The 23,019-nt window shown below is 73.9% G+C and carries 20 protein-coding genes; 10 read left to right on the top strand and 10 right to left on the bottom strand.

Annotated elements, in window-relative coordinates:
• Nucleotides 1-57: 57 nt before the first annotated feature.
• Nucleotides 58-993 (bottom strand): SGNH/GDSL hydrolase family protein, encoded by a 936-nt coding sequence (locus AB5G72_RS12505; protein WP_440219999.1) that lies wholly within the window; start codon nucleotides 991-993, stop codon nucleotides 58-60.
• A gap of 92 nt (nucleotides 994-1,085) precedes the next feature.
• Here AB5G72_RS12505 and truA point away from each other — a divergent pair, with 92 nt between their 5' ends.
• Nucleotides 1,086-2,015, top strand: a complete 930-nt coding sequence (truA, locus tag AB5G72_RS12500; protein WP_440221497.1) for a tRNA pseudouridine(38-40) synthase TruA — start codon at nucleotides 1,086-1,088, stop codon at nucleotides 2,013-2,015.
• On the opposite strand, the gene AB5G72_RS12495 is transcribed toward truA, so the two are convergent.
• Nucleotides 2,012-2,731, bottom strand: coding sequence for a CPBP family intramembrane glutamic endopeptidase (locus AB5G72_RS12495; RefSeq protein ID WP_244200757.1), 720 nt, complete (start codon nucleotides 2,729-2,731; stop codon nucleotides 2,012-2,014). The genes truA and AB5G72_RS12495 overlap by 4 nt on opposite strands.
• Nucleotides 2,728-3,888, bottom strand: a complete 1,161-nt coding sequence (locus tag AB5G72_RS12490) for an NAD(P)H-binding protein (RefSeq protein ID WP_440219998.1) — start codon at nucleotides 3,886-3,888, stop codon at nucleotides 2,728-2,730. Before AB5G72_RS12490 ends, AB5G72_RS12495 begins: the two co-directional genes overlap by 4 nt.
• 164 nt (nucleotides 3,889-4,052) lie before the next feature.
• On the opposite strand from AB5G72_RS12490, the gene AB5G72_RS12485 reads away from it, so the two are divergent.
• Nucleotides 4,053-5,138 (top strand): DUF695 domain-containing protein, encoded by a 1,086-nt coding sequence (locus AB5G72_RS12485; RefSeq protein WP_440219997.1) that lies wholly within the window; start codon nucleotides 4,053-4,055, stop codon nucleotides 5,136-5,138.
• Here the strand turns inward: AB5G72_RS12485 and AB5G72_RS12480 are convergent.
• Nucleotides 5,092-6,756, bottom strand: a complete 1,665-nt coding sequence (locus tag AB5G72_RS12480; protein WP_440219996.1) for a type VII secretion protein EccE — start codon at nucleotides 6,754-6,756, stop codon at nucleotides 5,092-5,094. The genes AB5G72_RS12485 and AB5G72_RS12480 overlap by 47 nt on opposite strands.
• A 148-nt stretch (nucleotides 6,757-6,904) precedes the next feature.
• On the opposite strand from AB5G72_RS12480, the gene eccB reads away from it, so the two are divergent.
• Nucleotides 6,905-8,347 (top strand): type VII secretion protein EccB, encoded by a 1,443-nt coding sequence (eccB, locus tag AB5G72_RS12475; RefSeq protein WP_440219995.1) that lies wholly within the window; start codon nucleotides 6,905-6,907, stop codon nucleotides 8,345-8,347.
• A 9-nt stretch (nucleotides 8,348-8,356) separates the two neighbouring features.
• Here the strand turns inward: eccB and mycP are convergent, their stop codons facing one another.
• Together mycP and eccD are read right to left on the bottom strand one after the other, a co-directional pair.
• Nucleotides 8,357-9,787 (bottom strand): type VII secretion-associated serine protease mycosin, encoded by a 1,431-nt coding sequence (gene mycP / locus AB5G72_RS12470; protein ID WP_440219994.1) that lies wholly within the window; start codon nucleotides 9,785-9,787, stop codon nucleotides 8,357-8,359.
• The gene (gene eccD / locus AB5G72_RS12465) at nucleotides 9,784-11,301 is read right to left on the bottom strand and encodes a type VII secretion integral membrane protein EccD (protein ID WP_067716606.1); all 1,518 of its coding nucleotides are present in this window, start codon (nucleotides 11,299-11,301) and stop codon (nucleotides 9,784-9,786) included. The genes mycP and eccD overlap by 4 nt, the downstream gene beginning before the upstream one ends.
• Before the next feature lie 187 nt (nucleotides 11,302-11,488).
• On the opposite strand from eccD, the gene eccCa reads away from it, so the two are divergent.
• The 5 genes from eccCa (at nucleotide 11,489) to AB5G72_RS12440 (ending at nucleotide 18,719) form a co-directional block, all read left to right on the top strand.
• Complete coding sequence (eccCa, locus tag AB5G72_RS12460) at nucleotides 11,489-15,568, top strand: type VII secretion protein EccCa (RefSeq protein WP_440221496.1); 4,080 nt, start codon at nucleotides 11,489-11,491, stop codon at nucleotides 15,566-15,568.
• The gene (locus tag AB5G72_RS12455; protein WP_067716604.1) at nucleotides 15,565-16,386 is read left to right on the top strand and encodes a hypothetical protein; all 822 of its coding nucleotides are present in this window, start codon (nucleotides 15,565-15,567) and stop codon (nucleotides 16,384-16,386) included. Before eccCa ends, AB5G72_RS12455 begins: the two co-directional genes overlap by 4 nt.
• A 153-nt stretch (nucleotides 16,387-16,539) precedes the next feature.
• Nucleotides 16,540-16,860, top strand: a complete 321-nt coding sequence (locus tag AB5G72_RS12450) for a WXG100 family type VII secretion target (protein ID WP_440219993.1) — start codon at nucleotides 16,540-16,542, stop codon at nucleotides 16,858-16,860.
• Between the two features lie 43 nt (nucleotides 16,861-16,903).
• Nucleotides 16,904-17,197, top strand: a complete 294-nt coding sequence (locus AB5G72_RS12445; protein ID WP_120284030.1) for a WXG100 family type VII secretion target — start codon at nucleotides 16,904-16,906, stop codon at nucleotides 17,195-17,197.
• 163 nt (nucleotides 17,198-17,360) lie between these two features.
• Nucleotides 17,361-18,719, top strand: a complete 1,359-nt coding sequence (locus AB5G72_RS12440) for an NAD-dependent succinate-semialdehyde dehydrogenase (RefSeq protein WP_253002164.1) — start codon at nucleotides 17,361-17,363, stop codon at nucleotides 18,717-18,719.
• Between the two features lie 127 nt (nucleotides 18,720-18,846).
• On the opposite strand, the gene AB5G72_RS12435 is transcribed toward AB5G72_RS12440, so the two are convergent.
• A complete protein-coding gene (locus tag AB5G72_RS12435; protein WP_082923926.1) occupies nucleotides 18,847-19,668 on the bottom strand; it encodes an HpcH/HpaI aldolase/citrate lyase family protein in 822 nt (273 codons plus the stop codon).
• 109 nt (nucleotides 19,669-19,777) lie between these two features.
• Nucleotides 19,778-20,173 (bottom strand): VOC family protein, encoded by a 396-nt coding sequence (locus AB5G72_RS12430; protein ID WP_120284022.1) that lies wholly within the window; start codon nucleotides 20,171-20,173, stop codon nucleotides 19,778-19,780.
• A gap of 133 nt (nucleotides 20,174-20,306) precedes the next feature.
• On the opposite strand from AB5G72_RS12430, the gene AB5G72_RS12425 reads away from it, so the two are divergent.
• Together AB5G72_RS12425 and AB5G72_RS12420 are read left to right on the top strand one after the other, a co-directional pair.
• The gene (locus AB5G72_RS12425) at nucleotides 20,307-21,299 is read left to right on the top strand and encodes an ATP-binding cassette domain-containing protein (RefSeq protein ID WP_154828429.1); all 993 of its coding nucleotides are present in this window, start codon (nucleotides 20,307-20,309) and stop codon (nucleotides 21,297-21,299) included.
• Nucleotides 21,296-22,162, top strand: coding sequence for an ABC transporter permease (locus tag AB5G72_RS12420; protein WP_206474900.1), 867 nt, complete (start codon nucleotides 21,296-21,298; stop codon nucleotides 22,160-22,162). The genes AB5G72_RS12425 and AB5G72_RS12420 overlap by 4 nt, the downstream gene beginning before the upstream one ends.
• Here the strand turns inward: AB5G72_RS12420 and AB5G72_RS12415 are convergent.
• A complete protein-coding gene (locus AB5G72_RS12415) occupies nucleotides 22,082-22,492 on the bottom strand; it encodes a transcriptional regulator (protein WP_440219992.1) in 411 nt (136 codons plus the stop codon). The two genes, AB5G72_RS12420 and AB5G72_RS12415, sit on opposite strands and share 81 nt — an antisense overlap.
• Nucleotides 22,489-22,911 (bottom strand): hypothetical protein, encoded by a 423-nt coding sequence (locus AB5G72_RS12410; RefSeq protein ID WP_440219991.1) that lies wholly within the window; start codon nucleotides 22,909-22,911, stop codon nucleotides 22,489-22,491. Before AB5G72_RS12410 ends, AB5G72_RS12415 begins: the two co-directional genes overlap by 4 nt.
• Nucleotides 22,912-23,019: the final 108 nt, after the last annotated feature.

Below are 23,019 nucleotides of genomic sequence, written 5' to 3'. Positions count from 1 at the left end.
ATCCGGGGTGGCCGCGTGGGAGCGACGCGTGGGAGCGGGAGTGCAGGCGCGGTGGGGTCAGAGTCTGTCGGCCACCGCCGCGGCCATCGCGCGCTGGCCGGCCGCGGTCGGGTGCATCGGATGCGAGCCGGTCTCCGCACCGGTGAAGTCGGTGTACCGTTCGTCCGCCGGGGCGCAGGCGTGGCGTTCCCCGGCGTCGTCGGGGACGACGATCTCGGCGCCGGCCCGGACGGCCGCGTCGGTCACCGCGCTGTTGACCCGGTCGGTGACGTCCCGCGTCCAGGTGACGTCGCCGGGGCTGACGCGGTCCAGGAAGTCGCAGCCGCCGTCCGGCGGCACGAGTGGCATGTACGCGGTCACCACGATGCGGGCCGCGGGGGACCGCTCCCGGATCCCGGCGTGGACCGCGTCGAGGCGGGCCCCGAGCCCCTCGAGTGACGACGAGACCCCCGCGTCCAACCGCTCGCGACACGGCGCCCCGTCGGTGGCCCTGGGCGTCTGCACCACGCACCCGGCGATCGCGCCGAACCCGATGTCGTTGCCGCCGATGGAGAGCGTCACCAGGTCGGTGTCCGCGGTGAGGGCGTTGAACTGCGGCGGTGTCTGCGCGATCTGGGGCGCCGTCATGTCCACGGTCCTCGCGCCGCCACACGTGACGTCCACGAACTCGGCGACGTCCAGCTGCCCGGCGAGCACCGACGGGTAGTTGAGCGACGATCGCAGGCACCCCGCCGGCCCGCTCGTGGGGGCTCCGGTCGGGCCCAGGGCGGCGAACGAGTCGCCCAGCGCCACGTATCGCCGGATCGCCGGCCCGGCCTCGCTGGCGGTGTCGGTGGAGGTGGTTCCGGTGGTGGTGGTGCCGGTGGCGGCGGCACCGGCCGCGGCGGGCGGGGCCTCGTCGTCGTCGCCGGGGGCACAGGAGGACAGGGCGAGGGCGACGGCCGCACCGACGGCGAGGAGCGCGGCGCGGTAAGGGGACGGGGACGTGGACATGGTCCCCATGGTGCCGGACGGGGCGACGGCGGGCGGTGTGGCGGGCACGCGCGGCGGTGGTCTAGCGTCTGTAGGCCGTGAGCACCCGCCGGATCCGCCTGGACGTCGCCTACGACGGCACCGACTTCTCCGGCTGGGCGCGCCAGCCCGGACTGAGGACCGTGTGCGGGGTGCTCGAGACCGAACTCGCGAGGATCCTGCGCAATCCCGTCGTCCTCACGGTCGCCGGTCGCACCGACGCCGGGGTGCACGCGCGAGCGCAGGTGTGCCATCTCGACGTGGACCCGCAGTGGTTGGACCAGCGCTCGCTGGAGGGACGCCCGGAGGCGCTCGTGCGTCGGCTCGCGCGGCTGCTGCCGGCGGACATCGCGGTGATGGCCGCCCGGTGGGTCCCGGACGCGTTCGACGCCCGGTTCTCCGCGCTGCGCCGGCACTACGAGTACCGCCTCACCACGGCACCGTGGGGACCCGAGCCGACCCGCGCCCGCGACACCGCCGCCTGGCAGCGCGGCGCCGACCTCGACGCGATCCGCGACGCGTCCGAACGGCTGCTGGGGCTACACGACTTCGCCGCGTTCTGCCGTCGTCGGGAGGGCGCCACCACCATCCGTGAGCTGCAACGCTTCGACTGGCGTGCCGAGCCGGACCCGCGCGGCGAGCACGCGCCGGGGGCCGCCGAGGTGTGGACGGCGTCGGTGAGCGCGGACGCGTTCTGCTGGTCGATGGTGCGCAGCCTCGTGGGCGCCGTGATGGCGGTGGGGGAGGGCCGGCGCAGCCCCGACTGGATCAGCGGGCTGCTCACCGAGACCGAGCGGTCGTCCGCGGTTCCGGTCGCACCGGCGTGCGGACTGGCCCTGGTGGGGGTGGACTACCCGGCCGACTCCGACCTGGCGGCGCGCAACCTCGTCACCCGCGAGGTTCGACCGGGGCCCGGGCCGGGCGGGGCGGCGGGCGCCGATGACGGAGCCGGGCCGAGCGCGGCGTCCGGGACGGGGTCCGGCGCGGGCTGCTGTGGGGACTAGACCGGCGCCGCGTCGAGGATCGGGCCCAGGGCGAACAGCATGACCATCGACCACGCCACGTGGGTGATCGCCGGGCCCAGCACTCCGCCGGTGGCCCGCCGCTGGACGGCGGTGACCAGTCCCAGGATGACGGCCGCGAGGACGAGAAGTGGGATCCCCGCGGTGGCCGTGACGGTCGCGTAGATCACCGTCGTCGTGAGGATCGGCCGCAGGTTGGCGACGGCCGAGTACACGGCGCCGCGGTGGAAGCACTCCTCGGCGATGCCGTTGACCGCGGTGAGGAGCGCCACCAGGACGAGGTTGCCCACGGTGGCGTGGTCGAGCAGGGCGTCGACGGGGTCGCGCAGCGGCTCGATCCTCGCCACCACGAGCCCGCCGAGGCAGAACACGACGGCGAGCGCGGCGGCGGTGAGCACCGACGACAGGACGGGCCGACGGGGCCGGTACGGCTCGCAGCCCACCCGGATCGGCCCGGAGGCGAACGCCCCGCCGAGCCACACCGCGGCCAGCAGTGCGGTGGCGGGGTAGAACATGGCGTCGCCGGCGGGTATCCGTAGCGCCCACGCGTTCACCGCCGCGCCGACGACGAGGGTGACGACGACGACGAGGACACGCCTCCGGCCCGGCCGCGAGGGCGCGGTGTCCATCTCGCCCGATCGCAGCGCCCGCAGGTACCGGTGGGTGGGCGAGGCGGGCGCCTCTCGCTGGTCGCTCATCGCCCGCCGCGCACACGCCCGATGGTGGGCGGGCGGACGCCGGCCCAGTCGGCGTCCGAGGGCAGGAGGCGCGCGGGATCGTCCAGCGGGTCGGCCCCGTCCCACAGCGGTGGGCGAGCCGGGCCGTGGGGGACCCGCAGGGCCTCGCGCAGCGCATCCCGGTAGCTGGTCCGTCCGCCGGGCGGGGGGCCGAGCACCTCGTCGGCGTCGTCGACCAGCACCACGGCCTCGCAGCGCAGCGACTCCACCAGGGGCTTGGCCAGGCCGGGTTCGAGCGGGGTGACCAGTCCCATCCACAGGGAGGACAGCTTGGGCGTGAGGACGGGGACCGGGACCATGAGGCGGCGACGCAGGCCGGCCTCCTCGGCGTAGATCTGCATCATCTGGCCGTACGTCAGCACGTCCGGGCCGCCCACGTCGATGGCCCGTCCGCGGGCGAGGTCGCCCTCCAGGGGCACCCTGGTGGCCGCGGCGAGGTAGTGCACCACGTCGCGCACGGCGATGGGTTGGATCCGGTTGCTCACCCACTTGGGCGTGACCATCCCCGGCAGCCGGGTGGTGAGGTGGCGGATCATCTCGAACGAGGCGGAGCCCGACCCGATCACCACCCCGGCCTGGATCACGAGCGCGGGAACGGTGGACTCCAGCATGATCCGGGCGACGTCGGCTCGGGAGCGCAGGTGCGGGGAGAGGTCCGTCTCGTCCTCCGGGTGGAGGCCCGACAGGTGGACGATGCGCTCGATGCCCGCCTCCTCGGCGGCCCGGACGAACGCCTCGGTGGTCTCGCGCTCCTCCCGCTCGAAGTCCTTGGAGTCACCCATCGAGTGCACGAGGTGACATGCGACGTCGATGTCGCGCAGGGCGGAGCGCAGCGCGTCGGCGTCCCCGAGGCCGCCGGAGTGGATGGTCACCTCGTCGCGCCACGGCACGTCGTCGAGGCGCTTCGGCGTCCGGGCCAGCACGGACACCTCGGCGCCGTCGGCCAGTAGCCGGGGAACGAGACGCGACCCGATGTACCCGGTCGCGCCAATCACGAGCACCCGCGGGCCGCTCCGGCCGTCGTGGCCGGGGCGGGGCTGCGGGCCGGGCCGCCGCGTCGGCTCCGTGCCCTCGGGCGTACCGGAGGAGAGCCGGGCCAGATCATGTGGGGAGGTCATACCCACGACACTGCCAGCGTGGGCGCGCAGGCGCACCCGCTTCAGGCCCCGGGAGTGCCCGCTCGGCACCTGGCGGGTGTGTCGGCGCGGGCACGATCGTCGGGTTATCCGGATACTGGGGTGGAGACATGTTCACGAGGACCGCGGTGACGGGAGGAGAACAGATGGCGATTCGAGCGGCGCGACCCCGGCAGCTCTCGCGGTCGCTGGACTTCTCCGGCGTCCGTGTCGAGACGGCCCGGCTGCGGTCGGACAGGGCCGTGACCACCTTCTGGCGATGGTGGGCGGAGGGCGGCAGGCGCCGCGCGACGGCAGCGCTCGACTCGGGCGACGCCCGCCGGGTGGTCCCGGAGATCACCTCGCTCATCGAGGCCATCGACCCGCGACTGTCGTGGGAGTTCGTCCCGGCACGCGAGGGCGGGCCGCACCGCCTCACCGTCACCGCCGCGGGGGTGCCCGAACTGCGTGGTGCCGCGCGCCGGTGGCTGGCGGCGGCGCCGGACGCCGATGAGTCGTGGTCATTCGCCGACCTGCGCGAGCCGGTCCGGGGCTGCGCGATGTACTTCCGGGACCGCCGGCTGGATTTCGACCAGGCGGAGGTCGTGGTGGACCTGGGCCTGTCCCGCGCCGACGTCACCGTGCACCACCCGGCGTTCACCGGGCTGTCCGGCGCGGACCTGGGGATCGCCGCATACCTGCTGCTGGACGCGCTGTGCGGGGAGGAGCAGGTGGAGACCTGGGTCGGCCTGATCCGGGCCAACGCCACCGCGCCCGGCATCGAGGCGGTCCCGCTCTGGGAACTGCCGGAGATCCTCTGCGAGCTCGCGGCGGACAACACCGATGAGCTGGGCGACCCGGCGTGGCAGATCCTCCACGGGGAGACGGGCCGCGGTCCGCTCGTGGCCGTGGTCCGGGTCCCTCTGGTCGCGCTGTCGGCGCCGGAGTTCGACCGTCACGTCGCGGTCCACGTCCCGTATACGGATGTAGAGGACGGCGGGTTGCCCGGGTCCCTGTCCCTGCCGGGCCTACGGGACCTGGAGGACCACCTGGTCGAGCGCCTCGAGGGCAACGGGGAATGCGTCGGGGCGGAGAGCTGCGACGGCCGTCGCCTCCTGCACTTCTACGTGGACTCCACCACCCCGGCGCACGAGCAGCTGCGGGTGGCCGCGTCCGGGTGGGACCAGGGCGAGGTGTCCGTCACCGTCACCGATGATCCGGGGTGGCGGAAGGTGCAGCACCTGAGGGTGTGAGACCGTCCGTCGCGAGACCGTCCGGTGACGCGAGCGGCCCGACGAACGGGTCCTCGCCCGGCCCAGCCACGACCGAGACGCGGCGGGGTTCGCCGGCCCGTGGTTCCACGGAGATCCACCCGTCGATCCGACCGTCCAGGACGAGATCGGGTGTCGCGGCGGCTGAGGACAGGCGGCTGGTGCCGCGCAGCTCCCAGTCGGCGTCCACCCGGATGACGGTGGGCGGGGTGACATCCGGGCCGCCCGGCCCGGCGAGCGCGTCGATCCTGCCCTCCGTCAGCGGGCCGTCGACGTCCCACATCACGGCGTCGACGGGGGCACCCACGTCGGAGGAATCGGGGTCGACGATCCGGTAGCGGGACTCGTCGCCGATCGCCGTCAGGGGGCTCCACCGGTCGGGGACATCGGTCACCACGGCCACCCGGTACCCGGCCGCGACCGCGCGGAACGCGACCTGCCGGCAGACGGCGGGCCGGGCGGCGAGCAGGACCGACCGCAGGTGGGGGCCGGCGAGCTGGATGGCGGCTGCGGCGCCGGTGCGGGTCGCGCCGAGGATCTGGCCGCAGCCGTGGGCGGGCGGGGCGAGGTCGGCGAGGTCGTCGACCGCCCGCCGGGCGAGGGATGCGGCGATCGCGTCGGGCAGGGTCTCGCCGGGTACGGGCGACACCCGCCCCGACGGGAGCGGGTGGCAGGCGGCGGTGGTGGTCGGCGGGATCCCACCCGCCACCTCCCGCTCCGATACCCCGGCCAGGCCCACCGTGGTGATCATGTCCACCACGTCGTCGCGCCCCTCCACCCGCCGCAGCCGGACGACCTCGGTGAGGCGGGCCGCCCGGACGGCGGTGAGCCCGTCGATCACGGCCCGCGGGTCCGCCGACGGCCGGACCACCAGCCCCGTCCCGGGCCCCGGGTCGGCCTCGGCGTCGAGATAGACCTCGGCGAGCTCGGCGGCGTCGAGGACGCGGCACGGCACCCCGTGGTGGACCAGTGCGCGCCGCAGCCGCTCCGTGGCCACCGCGACCACCTGCTCCAGCGAGGCGCCCGCTCCCGCGGTCCACGAGGCAGAACCCGTCCCCGTCGCCAGCCGGGCCAGATCGAACCGCACCAGGAGGTGCACGCGCCGGTGCGAGATCAGAGCCAGCGGCCCGACCAGGGAGTCGTAGACCTCGCCGTCGTCGCCGTCCGCCGCACGGCGACCGTCGACCACCACGTCGATCCCCTCCAGGACCACCCCACCCTGGTCGAGTTGTCGCGCCACGACGGCCAGGGGCAGGCGGACGCCGCGGTGGTCGGCCGGGTCGTCGTGCCCAACCTCGGTGGCCACGAGCGCGCCAGCCGAGATCTCGACGGCCGTGGTGACGACCCGGTCACCCTCGACGCACCCAACGGTCGATCGGTCGGGGGCGACGAGGTCCACCACGTCCACGGACCGCCGCCGCGGGGCCCGCTCGCGCGCCACCAGTGGCCGCCCAGCGCGCCGCGCGGTGATCACGGCGGCCACCAGCGCGGCCACGAGGAACTGCACCCATGGTTGCCAGGACGGCGGACACACCACGGTGAGCACGAGTGTCGTGAGGAGGACGGCCGACAGTCCCGCGAAGGTCGGAACCGCCGTCATATCCCCGCCCCTCCGCGACGCCCGCGACACCCCGGCCGCGCCCGGTCGGCGGCCTCGGAAGACCGGCCACGGGGGCCGGATCGTGGCGTACCCTACCCCCGGTGCCCCCGGTCGCGGTGGTGTCACATCAGGGGAGGGAGCCGGGGCCGTGCCGCTCAAGCCGACGACAAGGGCGCAGGTGGACGGGCATCGTTTCCTCACCCGCCGGGCACGACACGCCGTGGTCGCCCGCGATGTCCGGATGCTGCACGACCCCCTCAAACGCCAGACCACCGGGCTGACGGTGGGTGTGGTCGGCGCCGTGATCGGGGTCGCCGGGGCCGCCGTTCTGGCGCTGCTCGACCCCGCCCCGGACGTCGACGCCACGACGATCATGGTGGGGCGGGACTCCGGGCAGATGTACGTCCGCGCCGGCGAGACCGTCCACCCCGTCCACAACCTCGCGTCGGCGCGGCTCGTTCTGGGTGAGCCCGCGGAGCCCCGTACCGTGCGCGACGCCGACGTCGCCAGAACGCTGCGGGGCGGACTGCTCGGCATCCCCGGGGCACCGTCCGCGTTGCCCACCCACCGCGACGCCGGTGCGGCGGCCGCCGTGTCGTGGACGGTGTGTGACGAGGTGGCCGACGCCGAGCGCGGTCGCCCGCGCGTCACGGCCACGAGCATCGTCGCCCGCGAGGATGCCGGGCCGGGCCGGGACACGGGTGCCGACGAGGTCGTGTTGGCCGTGCAGGACGGGACGGGGTGGCTGTTGCGCGACGGCACCCGCGCGCGGATCGATCTGGAGGACGGGGACCTGCTGTCGATCCTCGGCCTGGCCGGGGTCGACCCGCGCCCGGTCACTGCGGCGCTGGTGGATCCGCTGCCCGAGGTCGACCCGGTGCGTCGCCCGGTGATCGACATGGCAGGTGAGCCGGTGGACTATGGCCTGGACGGACTCCGGATCGGGCAGGTGTTCACCGTCGACACGGCCACCGGCACGCGCACCCACGTGGCACTGGCGGACGGGGTACAGGAGGTGGGGCCCGTGCTGGCGGACGTCATCCGGTCGACGTCGACGGTCGGGTCGGTCGTCAGGGTGCCGCCGGACCGGATGGGTGTGCCGAGGTCGGTCGCGCTGGACACCGAGGCGTTCCCGGGCCGGCGCCCGTCGGTGTTGGACACCGCCGGCTCGCCGGTGCTGTGCGTCCGCGACGGGGGTAGCAGGGACTCCGCCACGCGTCGCGTCACGCTCGTGGCGGGGGCGACCGCCCCGGGCCCGGGCGACGTGCGGGAGGTGGCCGGGGCCGACGGGGGCGGGCCCGCGGTGGACGCGGTGGGAATCCCGGGTGGAGGGCTACTGGTGGCGGCGACGGGCCGCGGCACGACCACACGCAGTGCCGTGACGACCATCGTCTCCGACACCGGCGTGAGGTTCGACGTCCCCGACGCCCCGACCGCCGCCATGCTGGGACTGGGCGGGACGCCGGTGCCGGTGGACGGGGGTGTCCTCGACCGGCTCCCGGCCGGGCCGCGCCTGGATCGCGGGGCGGCGCTGGTCGCTCGCGACGGTGTCGACGCGGAGGTCGTGGGACAGGCCACCGCGGCCGGGTGACCCGCGGGGTCAGGCCCGGGTGTCCCGGTCGTCGCGGGGCCGGAGGAGGACGACGACGAGGGCGATCGTTCCCAGAGCGAGAGAACCCGCCGCCACGGCCGCGCCGACGCCGGCACCCGGAGGGCCCGGCTCGGCCGGGGGTGCGGCGATCGCGGTGGTCGCGGGCGCGGGGCGTCCGATCCTGCGAACCCCCGTCACCGCCGCCACGGGGTCGACCACTCCGTGCCCCACCGCGAAGTCGTGCCCGCCGGCGGCGGGGATCGCGGTGTTCTCGATCCGCGCGATCACCTGGCGTGCCGTGAGCCCGGGGTGGGCCTGCCGGACCAACGCGGCGGTGCCGGCGACGAACGGCGCGGCGAAGCTGGTCCCGGTGACGGGCGTGCGCGACCCGTCCCCGGCCAGCACGACGTCGGACACCCCGGCCCCGTCCGCACCGACGGACCGCAGGCCCACTGCCGGCGCGGCGACGTCCACCCACGGGCCGCGCAGGGAGAAGTCGGCGGGGGCGCCGTTGGCGTCGACGCCGGCGACGGTGAGGACGTGCTCGTCGTACCAGGCGGGGGAGGCGACGGTGACCACGTCGCCCCAGCCGTCGTCGCCCGGAACCGAGGGGTCGGCGGCACCGGGGTTCTGGTCCCCGCACGCGTCGCCGACGTTGCCGGCGGCGGCGACCAGCACCACGTCGTGGTCCACGGCGGCATAGCGGATCGCGCCGCCGAGGGTCGCGTCGGCGAGCACCGTGCCGGCCGGCACGCACGCCACCTCGGAGATGTTGATGACGTCCGCGCCCGCATCGACGGCGGCCCGGATCGCGCGGGCCAGGGAGGACAGCGTGCCGACCCCGGCACCGACGGTCGGGCCGTCCGGTCCGCGGCTCCGGTCACGGGCCTCGGGGCGCAGAACGCTGCTGGACTGGCGGATGGAGACGATCTCGACCCCGGGCGCGACCCCCGAGTGTCCGGTCTCGTCCTCGGTGGCGGCGAGCACTCCCGCCACCAGGGTGCCGTGTGCGTCGCAGTCTTCGGTGCCGTCGCGACCGGGGACCACGTCGCCGGCGCCCCGTACCCGGGGCAGGCGTGGACCGGGGTTGACGCCGGTGTCGATCACGGCCACGACCTGCCCCTCGCCGCGGCCGTGGATCCAGGCCCCGCCCAGCTCGGCCGCCGTGGCGGACGGGGGCGACACCCCGGGATCGAGGAAGGCCGCGGTGGTCCGGCAGGGGCCGTCCAGTCGCAGGTGGCCGGCGTCGAGCCCGGTGGCCGCCGGGACCGGTCCATCGATCGCCGGGGGCTCCAGTGCGGCCGCGACGGGCGCCCCGGAGAGCTGCCCGGCGAGGACGGTGACCAGCAGTACGGCGGCGGCCCCGGGCGCGGCTGCACTGTGCGCGGCGCGGGACCCGGGCCCGCCCCCGCTCGTGTGGGAGGTGCGTCGGATCCTCATCGCTGCCGGACGAGCGAGTAGACCTCCATCGCGCCCACGGCGAGGGGGACGACCACGCAGATCCCGATCGCCTCGATCACGCCCACGGCCCGCAGGGCGGCGGGCGAGAGGTCGACGTGGGGTACCACCGAGGCGGCCACCACGACCGCCGCCGCCACCGCGACGGCCGCCGGCACCACCACGCCCACCGGGGACGCGACGGTGATCCCCGCGCCCACCAGTACCCCGGCGGTGAGGACGAGCGCGGACGCGAGCAGCACGGCGGTGTGTACGCGGTCGGCGTAGCCGAGGCCGCGCAGCACCAGGACGACGATGAGGACCAATGCGAGCGGTGCCGCCCAGCGGGTCGCACCGGCGTTCCCGGTCAGGGACGTGAGCGACCCGATGGTGCAGACCGCCCCCGCCGCCGCCAGCAGGCCGGTGAGCCATGAGCGCGAGGTGTGGAACCGGTGCCGCAGCACGTCCGGGGTCGGCAGGGGCCCGCCGGCCCGGCCCCGCACGTCGTGGTCGATCTCCTCGAGGTCCCCGGCCTCGACGTCCTCGCCGGGGGCGGGCACGGGAGGGATGGGGATCCGGGCGGCCCAGACCGCGATCCGCGGCGCGGCGGTGAGCAGCACGAGCGCGACGAGGACGGCCCCGGCTCCCGCCGCCGCGGCCGGGACGCGGGTCGTGGCGACCACCGTCGAGCCGACCGCCCCGGCCGCCAGTGAGACGGCCGCGGCCAGGTAACCGGCGCCCGTGGCGTACGTGTGCGGACCCGGGCGGAACACGGTCCACCGGAGGACGCCCGCGAGGACCGCTCCGGCGGTCAGCCCGCCCACGAGGTGGCCGGCCCCGCCGGGCGGGCCCCCGACGGTGGCGCCGGCCAGCACGGTGAACCCGACCGCGCACGCCCCCGCGACCGCGTGGGCCGCGCCGGGCGCCGGGGTGCGGCGCAGAGCCACCACGGCCGCCAGGCCGAGCAGGGCGGCCAGGAGCGCGACCAGGGGGACCGCGGGCCCGCCTCCGGTCGTCCACTGGCGCACCAACGCCACCGTGGCCGCAGCCGCCGCCACCGCCGCCGTCGCGGTCGCGGTGGTGACCGCGTCGCGCCGGTCCCAGGTGGGGGAGCGAGCCACGTCCGGTTCGGTGAGACCCTGCAGGACGTCGTCGAAGAGCGGCGCCGGCGTGGGGACGGGGCGGTGGTCGAGGACGAGGATCTCCCCGTCGTGCACCCGCTGCTGCGCGAGCGTCTCCGAGACCGCCAGGGGCCCGCCGGCGAGTCGGGAGAGCTGCCAGGACCCGCCGGTGTCACCGCCCATCCGGGCGTCGACATCGACGCCGGAGGCCGGACCGGCGACCGCGCGGATGTGCTCCCGGATCAGGTCCACGACCTCCGGGATCACCGCGACCAATGCGAGGTGGGCGGGCAGACTCAGGTCCACCCGGGTGGAACGGCACACGATCGACACCCGACGCTGGTCCAGGGGATCGACGCCCGCCGCGACCTCCCGGATCCCACTACGTTGCGACACTCCAGATCCTCCCGATCCCGCCCGGATGGTGTCCCCGCCAGGACGTGTACTGCCCTAACATCGCCTTCCGATACGCCGATATTGTCGGGTCGGACGGGCGCTCGTGGGGACGCCATCTCCCGGCGGCGGGGTCACACCCGGCGGGAGCGAAGGGATCGATCACTGGTGACGTGCACGGGTGACGTTCATGGGTGATGTGGTGTTCACCCGCGCGGAGAAGCTCGACGCGCCGCCGATGCCCGGTGGGGAGCTGGCGCTGCAGGCACCGCCCGCCCTGCCCCGGCCCACGCCCCGGCCCCTCGTCCAGATCATCCTGCCGATCGTGCTGGTGGTGGCCGTGGGCGGGATGGTCGTGGTGATGATGCGGACCGGCATGATGCGCAATCCCATGTTCATGCTCTTCCCGGTGATGATGGCGGTCTCCGCCGTCGGCATGCTCGCGGGGACTCTGAGCGGCGGTAACAAGACCGCCGAGACCGACGAACTGCGGAAGGACTACCTGCGCTATCTCGGCCAGACCCGCGACACCGTGCGCGCGACCGCATCCGCCCAGCGCGCCGCCGCCCTGTGGCGTCACCCGGATCCGGTGGAGCTGCCCGCGTTGGTGGGCACGCCCCGGATGTGGGAACGCGACGAGTCGGATCCCGAGGACCTCACCATCCGGGTGGGCCCGGGCCGTCAGGCACTGGCGACCCGGCTGGACGCGCCCGACACCGGCCCGGTCGACGACCTGGAGCCGGTCTCGGTGGTGAGCATGCGCCGCTTCGTCCGCGTGCACTCGGTGGTCGACGACCTGCCCGTGGCGCTGGAGCTGCGCGCGTTCGCCGCGCTGTCGCTCGACGGTGAGGTGGAGGTGGTGCGTTCCGCGGTACGCGCGATGATCGCCGGGCTCGTCGTGGCCCACGGGCCCGACAGGGTCCGGGTCGCGGTGGCCGCGAGCGAGGGCGACGCCCGTCAGGCCTGGGAGTGGCTCAAATGGCTCCCGCACCACGAACACCCCGACTACACCGACGGCGGTGGTCGGGTCCGGCTCACCGAGTTCTCTCTCGCCGGGGCGGAGTCGATGCTGGGAACGGGCATCTCCGACCGTTCGGCGTTCTCACCGAGTGCCCCGGTCGTGCCGGGACGGGCGCACCTCGTCGTCGTCGTCGACGGTGTGGGCGTCACCGGCGCGGAACGTCTCCTGGCGGAGGACGGACTGGACGGGGTCACGGTGCTCGAGGTCTCCGGCAGCCGCGCGGGGCAACTGCGCGACCTCGCGCTGCGCCGCGGCCTGTGCATCCGGGTCGACGACGACCGCGTGGCCCGCGTGCGCAGCGAGGCCGGGGACGAGGACATCGCCCGGGTCGACGCGATGAGCCCGCCGGAGGCCGAGCGGTTGGCCATGGCCCTGTCCCGGTACCGACCCGCCGACACGGTGACCCACGCCGACGGCTCCACCACGACCCGCCGCGCGCCCGGGCTTCCGGACCTGCTGGGCATCGGCGTGGCCACTCAGGTCGATCCCGCGGTGGCGTGGCGGCGGCGCGGCGAACGCGACCGGCTGCGCGTGCCGGTGGGGGTCAGCCCGGACGGTGCCCCCGTCGAGTTGGACCTCAAGGAGGCCGCGCACGGAGGCATGGGACCGCACGGTCTGTGCATCGGCGCGACGGGTTCGGGGAAGTCCGAGTTCCTGCGCACCCTCGTGCTGGGCCTGGTCGCCACCCACGACCCGGACTCGCTCAACCTCGTCCTGGTGGACTTCAAGGGCGGTGCCACGTTCCTCGGGCTGGAGTCGCTGGCGCACGTCGCCGCCGTCATCACCAACCTCCAGGCCGAGATCACCATGGTCGACCGGATGCGCGACGCGCTCGAGGGCGAGCTCACCCGCCGCCAGGAGGTGCTGCGTGCCGCGGGCAACTACGGAGGCGTCGGCCAGTACGAGGCCGCCCGTGCCAAAGGAGCCCCGCTCGAACCGCTCCCGGCGCTGGTGATCGTGGTCGACGAGTTCTCGGAACTCCTGTCGTCCAAACCCGAGTTCGCGGAACTGTTCCTCACCATCGGTCGCCTGGGCCGCAGCCTGCACATCCACCTGCTGCTCGCGTCGCAGCGGCTCGAGGAGGGGCGGCTGCGCGGGTTGGACAGCCACCTGTCCTACCGGATCGCGCTCAAGACGTTCTCCGCCACCGAGTCGCGCACGGTTCTCGGGGTCACCGATGCCTACCACCTCCCCGCCACCCCGGGCGCCGGGTACCTCAAAGTGGACGCCGGCGACCCGGTGCGCTTCGACGCCGCCTACGTCTCCGGGCCGTACCGGAAGGACCGTCGACTCGACGGGTCGTCGGTGGCCGCACCGGTCGCCCGCGCGGCGGTCCGCCCGTTCACGTCCTGGTACATGCCCGTGCCGGCCCCTACTCCGGCGGCGTCCGGGGTCGACGACGACGAGGCCCGCCCGTCCTCCGGCGCCGCGGACGAGGGGCCCGCCGACGGGTCCGCGAGCCTCCTCGAGGTCCTGGTGGGGCGACTCGCCGGGCACGGCAGGCCCGCGCACGAGGTGTGGCTGGCGCCGCTCGGGGAGGGGGCGCCGCTCGACGTCGCGGTAGGTACCGAACCGACGGACGAGCGCGCCGGGGCCGGACCCGAGGGCTCCGGAGGGACCCCGACGGCCGGTCGGCCGGCCCGCCTGAGGTTCCCGCTGGCCGAGGTGGACCTGCCGTTCGAACAGCGCCGCGCCATCTGGCACGCGGACCTCTCCGGGGCGGACGGCAACGTCGCCGTGGTGGGCGGGACGCGATCCGGCAAGTCGACCGCGCTGTGCACGCTCGTGCTGTCCGCGGCGGCCACGAACGACCCCGGCCGCCTGTCGGTGTACGTCGTGGACCTGGGTGGCGGGGCGCTGCAGTCGGTCGCGGACCTGCCCCACGTCGGCGGGGTCGCCCGTCGTGGTGAGGACGAGAAGATCCGCCGCACGATCGCCGAGGTGGACGCCGAGCGCCGTCGCCGCGAGACCGCGTTCCGCGAGGACGGCGTGGCCTCCGTCGACCAGGCGCGTCGCCGGGTGGTCGACCGGGACGGCCGCCCTGTGGCGGAGTACCCCGACGTGCTCCTGGTGATCGACGGCTGGCAGGCCCTGCGCACCGAGTTCGAGGATCTCGAGCAGACCGTGCTGGGGCTGACCGCGGACGGGCTGTCCTACGGGATCCACGTGGTGCTGTCCGCGTCCAGGTGGGCGGACCTCCGACCGGCGTTGCGTGACGCCCTCGGCACCCGGGTCGAACTGCGACTGGGGGATCCCACCGACTCGATGATCGATCGGCGGGCCGCGATGACCGTGCCCGCCGCCCCGGGCCGCGGGCTCACGCCGGACCGTCACCACATGCTCGTCCACCAGCCCCGCCTCGACGGGCGGGTCGACGCGGACGGCATGGCCGACGCGACCGCCGAGGCGTCCCGCCATCTCGCGCGCAGGTGGCGGGCGCGGGTCGGCGACGTCGCCGCGGCGCCGGTCCGGATGCTGCCGGAGGTGCTCCCGTACTCGCAGCTGGCGAGTCTGTCGCGCCCCGGCCCGGACGGACGCCGCACCCGGGTCCCGCTCGGGGTGGACGAGGCCGACCTCACGGCGGTCTACGCCGACCTCGAGGGCGACCCGCTGATGCTGGTACTCGGTGACTCAGAATGCGGCAAGACCTCGCTGCTGCGCTCGCTGGCTCGCGGACTGGTAGCCGGAAACGGCCCCGAGCACGCCAGACTCATCGTGGTCGACTACCGACGCACCATGCTCGGCGAGATCAAGGGATACCACCTCGCGGGGTACGCGCCCACCGAGACCGCCCTGGCCCCGATGGTCGAGCATCTCGTCCGCGTCCTCGACGAGCGCATGCCGGGCGCCGACGTCACCCCGGAGGAACTGCGGGCGCGGTCGTGGTGGAGCGGCCCGCGGATCCACCTGCTCGTCGACGACCTCGATCTGGTCATCACCGGCGGGGGCAACCCGCTGCAACCGCTCACCCGGTTCCTGCCCCACGCCCGCGACATCGGTCTGACGGTGGTCCTGGCACGGCGCAGCGCCGGGGCGTCGCGGGCGATGTTCGACCCGTTCGTCGCCCGCATCCGGGATCTCGGCGGGGCCGGGTTCCTCATGTCCGGCAGTCGGGAGGAGGGCCCACTGCTCGGCGGTATCCGGCCGGGGCCGCTGCCGGCGGGCCGGGGCCGACTCATCACGCGCGACGGCGGCGTCCGGCTGGTGCAGACCGCCCTGTCCGAGCCGGGACAGGGCGGCGAGGTGTGACCGACACGCGGGCGGCGACCCTGGCCGTCGACCTGTCCTGCTCGGGGCTGACGGTGGCGGCGGCGTCCGCCTCCGCGGTGCTGTCCCCGGTGGTCGCTCCGGCATCGGTGCTCGCCGGGTTGGACGGCTCGGCGCTCCCGCCGGGGGGCGATCGCCTCGAGTGCTCCGCCCGCGTGGAGGTCGCCGCCGGCCGCTTCCCGGACCGCTGCCTGGCCGATCCGGTCGCGCACGCCCACCGTGACCGCGTCGAGGTCGCGGGCCTGTCGGTCCCGGTCTCAGAACTCCTCGGTGCCCCCGTGACCCGGGCACTGCGGTGGGGAGGGGCCCGCGAGGGCGACGCCGTGGTGCTGGTCGTACCCACCGACTGGGGGACCAGCCGCACCACGCGGCTCGTCGGCGCCGCCCACGGCGCGGGGGTCACCGCCCACGTGGTCAGGTCCGCGCTGGTCACCGCCGAGGCCCTGCCGTCGTCCTCCGCACGGTGGGCGCTCTGTGTGGAGTCCTGCCACACGCGGACCACCGTGGGACTCGTCGAGCGGACCCGTGGCGGACTCGTACTCGTCGACCGGGCCGTGGTGCACCGGCGGGACCCCTGTCGCGACACCGCGGTCGACGATGAGGTGCCGCGGGTCCTCGACGCCGTCGCCGAGGTGCGCCGTCGCCGGCGTGAGGCGGGCACCGGGTCGACCGAGGTGCTGGTGCGCGGTCGCCTCGCCGAGCGCGTCGTGGACGCCTGCGACCGGGCCCGACTGCTGTCCTTCGTGGTCCCCGCGATCTCACCGGTCGAGGCGGCGTGGCGCCTGTACGCGACCGCGTGACCGGGTCGCGTGACCGGACCGCGCGGGCGGCTCGGACACGAGCGGGACGGACGCGATTTTCCCGATCCTGCGGAACCGAACCGCCCCGCGGGCGCGTCGAACACTGTGACGGACCCAGAAGGGGATTCCGCACCGACCACAGTGGAGGACGAGATGACCGGGTTCAACACCCACATCGGGACCATGGACACCGCGGCCAGGAGGGTCGACGACGTGAACCTGGAGATCGACCGCCTGCTCGGCACCGTGCGGGACTCGGTGTCCCAACTCGGCGGCTCGGTGTGGAGGGGCGCCGCGCAGGCCCGCTTCACCCAGATCATGACCGGATGGCAGCAGCAGAGCACCAAGCTCAACACCGCGCTGGCGGGGATCTCGGAGACGATGCGCACCAACAGCACATCGTTCGACGCAGCGGACCAGGATTCGGCCTCGCTCATCAACCGCGCCGGCGCCGCCGGGCCTCTCAACCTCTGACCGCCAGCACCGCCAGCACCGCCAGCACCGGAAGGGTACCCCCATGACCTCAGGACAGATCACCTACAACCACGGCCCGATCGAGGCACTCGTCGGCCAGGTCACGCAGGCCTCGGTCAACCTGCGCACCACTCTCGACGATCTCAAGGCCTACCTCGCACCGCTGGTCGCCGAGTGGGAGGGCGACGCCGCCGTCGCCTACCAGGCGCACCAGAACGACTGGGATCAGGCCGCGGCCGCGCTCCAGTCGATGCTCGCCGAGATCTCGCGCGCCGCGAGCCAGGGCAACCAGGGCATGGCCGACGCCGATCGTCGCGCTGCCCAGGGCTGGGGCTGAACCGGCTCGACGGGCACCCCGACCCCGCCGACGTCCCGCGACGACGGCGGGGTCGTGGCGTGTCGACCGGATGCGTCCGGCCCGCCGGCGTCCTACCGTCGCGGCACGAGCCGGAAAGGATCCCGGCGAGGCTCGAACAGAACGCAACGCGAAGGAGAACCGCATGTACGTCACGCACGATCCATCGACCGGCCGGACCGACCGCGAGTACGAGCAGACCGAGGACGTCGACGCCATCCTGAGCACTGTCACCGAGGGGTTCGCCACCTGGCGCGCGACGGAGGTGTCCGAGCGGGCGCGGATCCTGCTGGCGATCGCCGACGCCTTCGAGGAGCACCAAGAGGAGCTCGGCAAGGCGATCACCACCGAGATGGGCAAGCTCCCCGCGCAGGCCCGCGGCGAGGTGGCCCTCGCGGCGTCGATCTACCGCTGGTACGGCGAGCACGGTCCCGCGCTGCTCGAGTCCGACACCCTCGATGTGCCGGACGCCCGCCTCAACCGGGTGACCTACGAGCCGGTCGGCCCGCTGGTCGGCATCATGCCGTGGAACTACCCCTACTACCAGGTGGCCCGGTTCGCGGCGCCCAATCTGCTGCTGGGCAACACCATCGTGCTCAAGCACGCGAGCATCTGCGCCCGCTCGTCGGCGGCGATCGAGAAGGTCCAGCGCGGAGCCGGCCTCCCCGAGGACGCCTACGTCAACGTGTACGCCTCCAGTGACACGGTGGCCGAGATGATCGCCGACCCCAGGATCAAGGGCGTCTCCCTGACCGGCAGCGAGGGCGCCGGCGCCGCGGTGGCCACCGTCGCCGCGAAGAACCTCAAGCCCAGCGTCCTGGAGCTCGGCGGCTCGGACCCGCTCGTCGTCCTGGACGCCGACGACCTCGACGAACTGGTCGAGACCGTGGGCCGGGCGCGGCTGTCGAACTGCGGGCAGGCGTGCAACTCGCCCAAGCGGATCTTCGTCCCCGCGCAGATGAAGGACGACTTCGTCGGGCGACTGAAGAACCTCTACGAGGAACTGGCCGTCGGGCCCGCCGCCGACGAGGGCACCGAGCTGGGCCCGCTGTCCTCCGAGGACGCGCGCGACGGCGTGGTCGAGCAGGTCCAGCGCGCCGCAGAGCAGGGCGCGACGCTCGTCACGGGCGGCGCGGCGATCGACCGGCCCGGCGCCTTCATGCAGCCCGCCGTCCTCACCGACATCACCCCAGAGATGGACGCCTACCGGGAGGAGATCTTCGGTCCCGTCGCCATGGTCTACGGCTACGACTCCGTCGACGAGGCCGTGCGGATCGCCAACGACACCCCGTTCGGCCTGTCCGGCTCCGTGTGGGGGACTGACGTCGACCGCGCCTCCGAGGTGGCCGAGCGGCTCGAGGTGGGGATGGCCTACGTCAACGAACACGGCACGACCATGCCCGGACTGCCGTTCGGCGGCGTCAAGCGTTCGGGCTACGGCCGCGAGCTCGGCCGCTGGGGACTGACCGAGTTCGCCAACGTCCGGCTCCAGCGGGTGCACTGACCCGGCAACACGCCCCGGCCACACACCCCGGGCACGCGGACTTGCGAACGACAACCCGCAGTCGCGAACGACGACAGGGCCCCGGCTGCACAACGCAGCCGGGGCCCTGTTCGCGCGCGAGGTCGCGTCAGCGAGCCCCGGCGTACGCCTGCGCGAGGCGCGCGATCTTCTGGGCCCGGGCCAACCGCGGCAGGTCGGCGCCGTCGCGGGCACGTTCGCCGCCGGGACCGAGCTCATCGATCACGGACTCGGCCCACGAGACGTCGGCCGCGGAGGGGGAGAGGACCTCGTTGATGTAGGGCGCCTGGTCCACGCGGAGGCACAGCTTGCCGGTCATGCCCATCTCGACGGCGTGCTCGGCGGCGTCCTTGAGGACCTGCGTGTCGTTGGAGATGGTCGGCCCGTCGATGGGCGGGGCCACGCGCGCGATCCGGCTGGCCACCACGAACTGCGAGCGCGTGTACGCCAGGGCGATCTGCGACGACCCGATTCCCGTGTCGCGACGGAAGTCGCCGACGCCGAACGCCAGCCGCACCACCTGCTCGGACTTGGCGATCTCGGCGGCCTGGGCGAGACCGTCGGCCGACTCCACCAGCGCGACGATCGGGGTGTTCTCGGCCAGACGAGCGGCCGTGAGGGAGACGTGCTCGGCGTTCTCGGTCTTGGCCAGCATCACGCCGTCCAGTCCGGGGCAGTGCCCGAGCGCCATGAGGTCCTTCTCCCACTCGGGGGACCGGACGTCGTTGATGCGGATCCACGCGTGGTTCCCGGCCTCGAGCCACTGACGGACCTCGCGCCGGGCCCGTTCCTTCTCGGACTGCCGACACCCGTCCTCCACGTCGAGGACCACCACGTCCATCTCCGAGTTGACGGCGGCGTCGAAGCGCTCGGATTTGTCCGCGGGCAGCAGCAGCCACGAACGGGCGATGGTCGGTGGGATGGTCGACATGGGGCTCATGGGTACCGGTCATCCTTTGGTCGTGAGGCGGCGACGATCGCGCTGGCAACCTCCCCACGATACGCCGGGCGCCCCCGGCGGGCCCATACGGGAACGACTCTCACATCTCGGGGGCGGTGACCAGCTGGATCAGGTTGCCGCAGGTGTCGTCGAGGACCAGTGCCCACACCGGGCCCATCTCGGTGGGGGGCTGCACGATCCGGGCACCCCGCTCCTTCAGTTCGTCGTGCACCCGGTGGATGTCGTCCACCTCGAACTGCGCGGCCGGGATGCCGTCGGCGTGCAGGGCGGTGGCGTACGCGCGTGCCGCGGGGTGCTGGTCGGGCTCGAGCAGCAGCTGCGTGCCACCCGGGTCGCCCGGGTCCACCACCGTCAGCCAGCGGAAGTCCCCGGCCGGGAGATCGTGCTTGATCACGAAGCCCAGGACCTCGGTGTAGAAGGCCAGTGCGCGGGTCTGGTCGTCGACGTGGACGGAGGTCACTGTGATGCGCGGCATACTCCCCACGGTAGGTCGGTGGGCGTCCGTCGGCATCCGCTCCGGGGCCGCCGGAGCCCATTGCTGACAGGAACTGTCCGCAAAGCGACCGGTGAGTGTTGACTGGGACGCGGGCGGGGGACACCCTTTCTAGGTGAGCACCCGATCCTCCTCCGCGCCGGCGATAGAAGCAGAGCACCTCGTGAAGCGCTTCGGTGATTTCACCGCCGTGGACGACATCTCGTTCGCGGTCCCCACCGGAACCGTCCTCGGGCTGCTCGGCCCCAACGGCTCCGGCAAGACGACCACCATCCGGATGATGACCACGCTGAGCCCGCCGACCTCGGGAACCGCCCGGGTCGCCGGGCACGATGTGCTGCGTGAGCCGGCGCAGGTCCGCAAGGCCATGGGCCTGACGGCGCAGTCGGCCACGGTGGACGAGTTGCTCACCGGACGCGAGAACCTCCGCCTCATCGGCGACCTCTACGGACTGCCCAAGAGGGCGGTCAAGGCGCGCGCGGACGAACTGCTCGAGAAGTTCTCCCTGACCGACGCCGCCACCAGGGTCGCGAAGAGCTACTCCGGCGGAATGCGGCGTCGGCTCGACCTCGCGGCGAGCCTCGTCGCCGCCCCGCCCGTGTTGTTCCTGGACGAGCCGACCACGGGGCTCGACCCGCGGTCGCGCAACGAACTGTGGGACGTCCTGCGGGGTCTGGTGCGGGACGGCACGACGTTGCTGCTGACCACCCAGTACCTCGACGAGGCCGACCAGCTGGCCGACCGGGTCATCGTCATCGACCACGGCAGCGTCATCGCCGACGGGACGCCGCTGCAACTCAAGGATCGTTCGGGCGCGGCGAGCCTGGTGGTCACGGTGTCCCGCCCGGACGACGTGGACGAGGCCGCCCGCGTCCTGGCGGGGCGCATCGAGGATCTGCACGTCGACCGGGACGCGCGCCGTCTCACCGCGCCGTCGGAGGGGGTCTCGGCCCTGGCCGCGATCGCGGCGGACTTCACCGAGGCGGGTATCGAACTCGACGACATCGGCCTGCAACGGCCGAGTCTCGACGACGTCTTCCTCTCCCTCACGGGCCGCAAGGCGGAGGACCCGCAGACCGACACGACCGATCAGGAGTCCCGGGTATGAGCACTGTCGCCGACCCCGCCACCACGTCCCCGGAGCGGGAACGCTTCTCCGTGCCGGTCCGTCCCGACGGGCCCTCGTTCGGCCGGCAGATCTCCGCGTTGGTGCGCCGCAACCTCTTCCACATCCGGCGCCAGCCGGAGAACCTCGCCGACGTCACCATCCAGCCGGTGATGTTCGTCCTGCTGTTCGCGTTCGTCTTCGGCGGTGCGATCGCCGTGGCGGGGAGCGGGAACTACCGCGAGTGGCTGCTGCCGGGGATCATGGCGCAGACCATGGCGTTCTCGTCGTTCGTCGTGGCCTCCGGACTGTGCAACGACCTCAACAAGGGGATCATCGACCGCTTCCGGACGCTGCCCATCAGGCGGTCGTCGATCCTCATCGCGCGCAGCGCGTCCAGTCTCATCCACTCCTCGATCGGCGTGGTGGTCATGTCGTTGACCGGCCTGATCGTGGGGTGGCGGATCCGCAGCGGGATCATCGACGCGCTGCTCGGATACCTCATCCTGCTGGGCTTCGGCTTCGTCATGATCTGGATCGGCATCGTGGTGGGTTCGAGGCTCAAGACGATCGAGGCGGTGAACGGCGTCATGTTCACCACGACGTTCCCCATCACGTTCGTCGCCAACACCTTCGCCCCGCCGGAGTCGATGCCCGTGTGGTTGCGGGCGATCGCGGAGTGGAACCCGCTCTCCTCGGTGGTGCAGGCGATGCGGGAACTCTGGGGCAACGCCCCGGCCGTCGGTCCGGACGCCGCCCTCCCGCTGCAGCACCCGGTGCTGGCGTCACTGTTGTGGATCGTCGGCCTGACGGTGGTGATCGCCCCGATCGCGATCAAGGCCTTCGACGCCCGCACCCGCGACTGATTCGCTCGGGGCGAGCGGTTCGCCCTCCGCAGCGGCGGCCAGGTCGCGCAGCGCCTCGACGTGCCCGCCGAACGCGTTGCGGCCGGCCCGGGTGAGGGCCAGCCAGGTCCGGGCGCGCCCGGTGGCGCCGGCGGCCTTGGATGTGGTGGCGTATCCGGCGTCCGCGAGGACCTTGAACTGCTTGGACAGTACCGAGTCCGCCACCCCGAGTTCGTCGCGGACGGTACCGAACTCCATCGACTCCACGGGGGAGAGCAGGGCGCAGATGCGCAGGCGGTGTGGGGCGTGGATGATCTCGTCGAACCGCGCTGCGGGACGTCCGGCCCTCATCGGCGAGAAGGGATCGCGGCGGCGCCGGAACGGATTTCCGCGCGCATGGCGTCGTCGACCCAGCGGCCCAGGACGATCGTCGCGATCACGGCCACGGCGGCCAGCAGGACGGCCAGCCAGGCGGGTAGCGCGCGGTCGGTGGCGGTGGGGATGAGCGAGGCGCCGGTGGCCACCGCGACGACCACCGCGTAGGCCAGCCACCATCTGCGCGACGTGGGGCCGAGGTTGCGCATGTCCACCCACAGGCCGGTCGTGCGTTGGTACGCGCCGATCAGCAGTCCGATGCCCACGGCGCCGGCGAGCGCCACCGGAAGTCGTACGAGGTTGTGGAGGTCGAGCGCGGCCACCAGCATGATCGCCGCGAGGATCACGCCGAGGGCAGGGTGGTACCACCATGGGGTGATGAGCCTGTCCGCCACCGACCGGCGGGCCGCGTCGACGTCCGCGAGCGCGGCGGCGGGGTCGTACGGGCCGGCGTCGTGCGAGTCGTGACGCGGGGGGGGAGCCGGTGTTTTCCATGACGGAAA

It is taken from the genome of Dietzia sp. MNB45 (genome assembly GCF_051994785.1).
Classification (GTDB): Bacteria; Actinomycetota; Actinomycetes; order Mycobacteriales; family Mycobacteriaceae; genus Dietzia; species Dietzia kunjamensis.
Note: the sequence above shows the minus strand (reverse complement) of the source record. Positions and strands in the feature narration are given on the sequence as shown.

Coding starts and splice junctions, on each gene's coding strand:
- AB5G72_RS12415 (WP_440219992.1), bottom strand. CDS start 22,492: ATGAGGGCCGGACGTCCCGCAGCGCGGTTCGACGAGATCATCCACGCC.
- AB5G72_RS12420 (WP_206474900.1), top strand. CDS start 21,296: ATGAGCACTGTCGCCGACCCCGCCACCACGTCCCCGGAGCGGGAACGC.
- AB5G72_RS12435 (WP_082923926.1), bottom strand. CDS start 19,668: ATGTCGACCATCCCACCGACCATCGCCCGTTCGTGGCTGCTGCTGCCC.
- AB5G72_RS12430 (WP_120284022.1), bottom strand. CDS start 20,173: ATGCCGCGCATCACAGTGACCTCCGTCCACGTCGACGACCAGACCCGC.
- eccCa (WP_440221496.1), top strand. CDS start 11,489: ATGGGTGATGTGGTGTTCACCCGCGCGGAGAAGCTCGACGCGCCGCCG.
- AB5G72_RS12450 (WP_440219993.1), top strand. CDS start 16,540: ATGACCGGGTTCAACACCCACATCGGGACCATGGACACCGCGGCCAGG.
- AB5G72_RS12495 (WP_244200757.1), bottom strand. CDS start 2,731: ATGAGCGACCAGCGAGAGGCGCCCGCCTCGCCCACCCACCGGTACCTG.
- AB5G72_RS12445 (WP_120284030.1), top strand. CDS start 16,904: ATGACCTCAGGACAGATCACCTACAACCACGGCCCGATCGAGGCACTC.
- AB5G72_RS12480 (WP_440219996.1), bottom strand. CDS start 6,756: ATGACGGCGGTTCCGACCTTCGCGGGACTGTCGGCCGTCCTCCTCACG.
- AB5G72_RS12490 (WP_440219998.1), bottom strand. CDS start 3,888: ATGACCTCCCCACATGATCTGGCCCGGCTCTCCTCCGGTACGCCCGAG.
- mycP (WP_440219994.1), bottom strand. CDS start 9,787: ATGAGGATCCGACGCACCTCCCACACGAGCGGGGGCGGGCCCGGGTCC.
- AB5G72_RS12440 (WP_253002164.1), top strand. CDS start 17,361: ATGTACGTCACGCACGATCCATCGACCGGCCGGACCGACCGCGAGTAC.
- AB5G72_RS12505 (WP_440219999.1), bottom strand. CDS start 993: ATGTCCACGTCCCCGTCCCCTTACCGCGCCGCGCTCCTCGCCGTCGGT.
- AB5G72_RS12485 (WP_440219997.1), top strand. CDS start 4,053: ATGGCGATTCGAGCGGCGCGACCCCGGCAGCTCTCGCGGTCGCTGGAC.